This is a genomic window from Methylobacter sp. (assembly GCF_023227905.1).
Classification (GTDB): Bacteria; Pseudomonadota; Gammaproteobacteria; order Methylococcales; family Methylomonadaceae; genus Methylobacter_A.
In genome coordinates, this window is the sequence record NZ_JALOCF010000054.1 from 26,307 (window position 1) to 32,522 (window position 6,216).

The 6,216-nt window shown below is 51.2% G+C and carries 4 protein-coding genes; 3 read left to right on the forward strand and 1 reads right to left on the reverse strand.

Annotation, left to right across the window (positions count from 1 at the left end):
* The first annotated feature begins 55 nt into the window (after nucleotides 1-55).
* The 3 genes from rimO to M0R47_RS17835 all read left to right on the forward strand — a co-directional run bounded on the left by rimO (nucleotide 56) and on the right by M0R47_RS17835 (nucleotide 4,439).
* Nucleotides 56-1,366, forward strand: a complete 1,311-nt coding sequence (gene rimO / locus M0R47_RS17825) for a 30S ribosomal protein S12 methylthiotransferase RimO (RefSeq protein ID WP_292557296.1) — start codon at nucleotides 56-58, stop codon at nucleotides 1,364-1,366.
* A gap of 186 nt (nucleotides 1,367-1,552) precedes the next feature.
* Nucleotides 1,553-2,068: a transcriptional repressor gene (locus M0R47_RS17830; protein WP_292557298.1), complete on the forward strand. Its 516-nt coding sequence runs from the start codon at nucleotides 1,553-1,555 to the stop codon at nucleotides 2,066-2,068.
* 358 nt (nucleotides 2,069-2,426) lie between these two features.
* Nucleotides 2,427-4,439 carry a TonB-dependent receptor gene (locus M0R47_RS17835; RefSeq protein ID WP_292557300.1) on the forward strand — a complete coding sequence of 671 codons (2,013 nt, stop codon included), beginning with the start codon at nucleotides 2,427-2,429 and terminating at the stop codon, nucleotides 4,437-4,439.
* Between the two features lie 144 nt (nucleotides 4,440-4,583).
* Here the strand turns inward: M0R47_RS17835 and M0R47_RS17840 are convergent.
* A partial coding sequence (locus tag M0R47_RS17840; RefSeq protein ID WP_292557302.1) for a bifunctional protein-serine/threonine kinase/phosphatase occupies nucleotides 4,584-6,216 on the reverse strand: 1,633 nt, incomplete at its 5' end.

Below are 6,216 nucleotides of genomic sequence, written 5' to 3' on the forward strand. Positions count from 1 at the left end.
ATTTGAGTACCTACTCCTATAAACTAGCGCCCTTTGAACATTACCTGAGATTTAAATGACTGCTCCACAAATTGGTTTTATTAGTTTGGGTTGCCCCAAAGCCCTGGTCGATAGCGAAAGAATTTTAACCAAGCTTCGTTCCGAGGGTTACACCATTTCGCCGACTTACCAGGACGCCGATCTGGTCGTAGTGAATACCTGCGGTTTTATCGATGCCGCCGTCGAAGAATCGCTGGACAGCATCGGCGAGGCATTGGCCCAAAACGGCAAGGTCATTGTTACCGGCTGTCTGGGTTCCAGGGAAGCCGAAATCAGGGAACGTCATCCGCAAGTCTTAAAAGTCACCGGCGCGCACGCCCTCGAAGAAGTTGTCTCTGCGGTGCATGAGCATTTGCCGCCGCCGCATGATCCATTTATTAGTCTGGTGCCGCCGCAAGGCATCAAGCTGACGCCGCGACATTATGCGTATTTGAAGATTTCCGAAGGCTGCAACCATCGCTGTACTTTTTGCATCATCCCTTCAATGCGCGGCGATCTGGTCAGCAGGCCGGTTGATGACGTAATGCGCGAAGCCGAACGTCTCGCCAATGCCGGGGTCAAGGAATTGCTGGTAGTTTCGCAGGATACCAGCGCCTATGGCCTGGACTTGAAGTACCAAAGTCGCGACTGGAAAGGCCGTGAGGTCAGAACCCGCTTTTATGAGTTAGCCGAGGCATTGGGCGATTTAGGCATCTGGATCAGGATGCATTATGTGTATCCGTACCCGCATGTCGATGAAGTGATTCCATTGATGGCCGAAGGCAAAATCCTGCCTTATCTGGACATTCCGTTTCAACACGCCAACAGCCGCATTCTTAAATTAATGAAGCGTCCTGCGGCCAGCGAGAATAATTTGGAGCGCATCAAAGCATGGCGCGAAATCTGCCCCGATATTACCTTGCGCAGCACGTTTATCGTCGGCTTCCCCGGCGAAACCGAGCAGGAATTCGAGCAGTTGCTGGACTTTATGAGCGAAGCGCAAATGGACAGGGTCGGCTGTTTTGCCTATTCGCCGGTTAAAGGCGCGGCCGCCAATGAGTTGCCCGACCAGATCCCGGAAGAAGTCAAACAGGAACGCCTGGCGCGGTTTATGGCGCATCAGGCGGAAATCAGCGCGGCGCGGTTGCAAAAAAGGGTAGGCAGAATCGAGACAGTCTTGATCGATGAAGTGGTCGAGGAAGGCGCGGTGGCAAGAAGCAAAGCCGATGCGCCGGAAATCGACGGCCAAGTGTTTATCGATGGCGCAACGCACCTGAAAGTCGGCGACTTCGTCGATGTCGAGCTGGAAGAAGCGGACGAATATGATCTGTGGGGGCGATTGGTTTAGGATTTCCAGCAGACCTTCCAGGTTTTGAAAACCTGGAAGGTCTTTACTCCGTATTCCTCTGCTACAGGCTACGTTTGAAAATGTGGTAAGGCATATCTCTACATCTATTGATCATTGAAAGGCTAAATTGCTAAACTCTAGTGGGTGTTATAATATAACATTCGATTTCAGATAAACGTTTTTGCAATGAACACATCCGCCGAAGCTAGCCACAACCATCCCCATTCTTCAGAACACGACCACCAAAAATGCGTCACCGAGGCTCTGGATACTGCCGAGCATTTGTGCGTGGTGCGCGGCGTGCAATTGACGCCTATCCGTCACCAAGTGCTGGAACTGATCTGGGACAGCCATAAGGCCGTCAAGGCTTATGAGTTGCTGGACCGTATCAAGCCCCTGAAAAACGGTGCAAAACCGGCGACGATTTATCGTGCGCTGGATTTTTTGATCGAGCAAGGCCTGATCCACCGGGTCGAAAGCCTCAATGCTTTTGTCGGTTGCAGCAGTTCCGGTCATCAACACGAGCAGTTGCTGTTGATTTGTAAGCACTGCAATGAAGTCGAGGAACGCCCCGCCACTGAAGTTATGCAAGCCTTGTCGCAAGAGCTTGAGCAAGCCGGGTTTGTCGTGCACAGTAAAGCCATAGAAGTTCGCGGCATCTGCGTTAAATGTGCGGCGCTTCATGACGACGACCAAGATTGATTCGTTGAGGATGTCTTTCGGGTAGCCATTTGGGCTGCCAACCTAAGCTGGGCAGGATTAGGACCGTGGAGTGCAAGTTTCGCCTCGGCAACCGCTCCTGCTTCCGCTCCTTACCTACATCCTTGTAGGCAAAGCCTGTACTCCAGACCGACTTTCTCGTCTTTAGTTGGCAGCTCCTGTTTCCCCCATGTCCCATCTGAAGGACTTTTGAACACAAATAACCATTGTCATATGTTATGTTATAACATATCATTTAATGCAAAATACCGTTCCATGCTTATTTACCACCAGGAGTAATGAGTTTATAAGCGTGGTTGTCGTAAATTTCCTTATTTTCCACTGAATACTTGGATATCAGATGAATAAAAAAACCGCCATTTTTTTCTTGCTATCGACGACTGCGGCAGCACCGGCAGTTTATGCGGCCGAAGAAGATGTACAAGAGTTAGATGAGGTTGTGGTCACCGCGCCGTTGCAAGACAAAGCCTCCGAATCTGCCGTTCCGGTCACTGTGTTGAGCGATGAGGAGTTGCGTCTGAAAGTCGGGCGCAGCATTGGAGAAACACTGAAAAACGAACTGGGCATTACCAGTCAATCTTTCGGTCCGGGCGTCGGCACCCCGGTCATTCGCGGTCAAAGCGGACCGCGTGTGAGAGTATTAAATAATGGCATCGGCAGCAATGACGTCTCTGCAATAAGCCCTGATCACGCCACCAGCGTCGAGCCATTGCTGGCCGAGCGCGTCGAAGTGTTGCGCGGCCCCGCTACCTTGCTCTACGGCAGCGGCGCAATTGGCGGCGTGGTCAATGTGATCGACAACCGGATTCCGGGTAAGCTCCCGGACAAATTGCTGGGCGGTGCGCTTGAGCAGCGTTTCGACTCGACTTCCGACGAAACGTCCACGGTCATGAAAATAGAAGGCGGCAAAGGTAACCTGGCCTACCATCTGGACGGTTTTTACCGCGACCGCAATAATCTCGACATCGGGGGCTCGGCCATTGATGTCGCCGCCGCGCAAGCGACCGATCCGACGTTGGAGGTTACTCAAAACACCCAAGGCTACATCAACAATACCTCCGCTGACGCAATCAGCGGTTCGGCCGGCGTTTCTCTGGTCGGCGATCCGGGGTTTGCCGGCGTCTCCATCAATCGTCTGGAAAATAATTACGGTATTGCCCCTGACGGCACTGGGGAAACGGCGCGTATCGATCTCAAGCAAGATAAATACGATTTTAAAAGCGAATTAAAAGATCCGTTTAAATTTGCTGAATCCCTGCGCATGAAGCTGGGTTATACCGATTACAAACATACCGAAATTGCTGATGGTGAGCCGGGCTCTTTTTTTACCAATAAAACCTATGAGAGCCGTTTGGAGCTAACTCATAATCCTTTAGGGATTTTTCGCGGCATGGTGGGATTTCAAGCCATTGCCGGCGATTTTGCGGCGATTGATAAATCAACCAGTGAAGTGATTGTCCCGCAAACGCTAAGCAACAGTTACGGCGTTTTTGCGGTGGAATCGTTCAATACCGGGACGCTTGCTAACCAACTCGGCATCCGGGTTGAAGACACGACGCTGGAACCGCAAGGGTTTTCCAGTCTTAATTACGTGCCGGTCAGCGCTTCCGCTTCCAGCTTGTGGAAGATAAACGACAGCAACAGCGTCAACTTGGCGATAACACGCTCGCAGCGCGCTCCGCAAGTGCAGGAATTGCTGGCTAATGGCTATCATGACGCTACCCGCAGCTTTGAAGTCGGCAATATAAATCTGCGTGAAGAAACCTCCTACAACCTGGATTTGGGGTATAAATTTAAAGCGGACTGGGTCAAGGCCCAGATTGACCTGTTTCATAATTGGGCGGGCGATTATATTTACCAGCAACGCAATGGCGAGTTCATAGACGATGCGCCGGTGCTCGAAACCCGCCAAGCCGATGCCACATTCATGGGCTACGAAAGCAAACTGGTTTTTCCGTTGCTGCAAAACCGTCACGGCATGGTTGATTTAACGCTGTTCAGCGATTTTACCCGCGGCCAATTCGTCAATGGCAGTGATGTGCCGCGCATGCCGCCGTTGCGTTTCGGTTTCCAGCTCGATCACAGCAAAGGCGAGTGGAATACCAACCTGCGCCTGACGCGCGGAGAAGCCCAGACACATTCGGGCGACAACGATACCGCCACGGCCAGCTATCTGTTGCTGAGTCTAGGTACACAATACCAAGTCCTGGATTTGCACGGCGCTGATGTGATGGTGTTTGCCAAAGCCAATAACCTGTTGAACGAGAATATCCGTAACTCCACCTCTTACTTGCGTAACTTTGCGCCGGAACCGGGGCGCGGGGCGGAGATTGGGTTTAGAGTGAGTTACTAACCAATGTTATTCACTGATCGTTGCGTCTGCGAAAAGATATTACATTTTGTCAGGGAGTATCCGTCGTAGGGCGTGCCGTGCGCGCCTTTGGCTCCCAAGGCGCGGACGGCACGCCCTACTCTTTCCACTCTCACCCACACTGAATCACTTGTTCAATAATATTACGACGATAAGCGCCAGGATAAAGGAAACGCCTTTCCAGAAAGCTACCGGGTTGCGTTCCAAAAGCGGCGGACGGGTTTTGTTTAGAAATGCTCGATTCGGATGACGCAGATCGTAAATGAACTCGGTCAGGTCCTCGTAGCGTTTGTAAGGGTTCGGATGCACCGCCTTTCTGATCGCATCGTCAACCCAGGCTGGAATTTCGCGATTCTCATAACGCAAGGAGTCATACATTAATTTGTTTTGCGCGGCTTTGGTCTTGCATTTGGCCACTTCAGCACCATAGGGCAGCTTGGCGGTCAACATTTGATAGGCAATCACGGCCAAGGAAAACATATCCGAACGTTCTGAACCCTGTTCCCCGAGAAAATACTCCGGTGCGGTATATTGGGCGGTCCCTAGAATATTATCGTGTCTGATCGGTGTGGTCATTTCCATAATGCCCGCGACTCTCGTTGAACCAAAATCAATGATCTTCACCGTGCCGGTACTATCGATCATGATATTGTCGGGTCTTAAATCCTGATGCAGCATTTCCAGCCGGTGAAAAGCTCTCAAGCCTTTCGCTATTTGCTCGACAATCCCTCGCACGGTTTCCAGGTCCGGTTTCGGGTTGTCGATCATCCACTGCGTCAAGGTCTGTCCGTCAATGAATTCCGTGACGACGTATAAAAAGTTGCGTTTGCGCGTCTGTGTACAAGGTTTGAGCACATGCGCATTATTGATGCGCCGGGCGATCCAGTCTTCCATCAGGAAGCGTTCCAAATAAGCCGGATCGCCCCGAAGGGCAATGGACGGGGTTTTTATTACGGCTTGCGAGTGGGTTTCGTTATCTACCGCCAGATAAATGTGGCTGCGGCTACTGGCGTGTAACTGCCTGACAATGGTATAGCCGTCAAACAGTATCCGCGCTTCCAATACAGGCGGGAACGGTAGCTCGGTTAACGACTGGTAAAGCTCGTTAGCACTTTGTCTGGGTAAATTTTCGATCCTGACGATCTGAACGGTGAGGTTATCGGTACTGCCTTGTCGGTAAGCCTCATCGACGATCGCTTGGGCGGTGGAATCGAGATCATTCCCGGATTCACAGATGGCATGAACGATGAATTCCTGGCTGGCAAACTCATAAACCCCATCGGTCGCAAACAGGAAAATATCGCCTTTTGCCACGGGCAGGGTTTTATGGTCAATTTCAAGATGGGAATCCATTCCTAAAGCACGACTTAGATAGCTTTTGTCCTGTGAAATCCAAAGCCGATGATCGTTGGTAAGCTGTTCCAGATTATGGTCATGCAAGCGGTAGATACGTGTATCGCCGACATGGAAAATATGCGCGGTAGTGGATTTGATCACCATCGCGCTTAAGGTACAGACATAGCCTCTGTCCATATCGTAACAATACCGGCTTTGCCGGGTTTGCGCATGCAACCATGAGTTGCTTGCTATCAAAACCCGCTGTACCGACTTCTTTACCGACCAGGCTTCCGAAGTGCAAAAATAATCTTCCAAAAAGCCGGTCACCGCGGCTTGACTGGCAATATGGCTGACATCGCTGCTACTGATCCCGTCAGCCAAGGCAATAGCAATACCTTTCGAACTCAACTGCGGTTCTTTC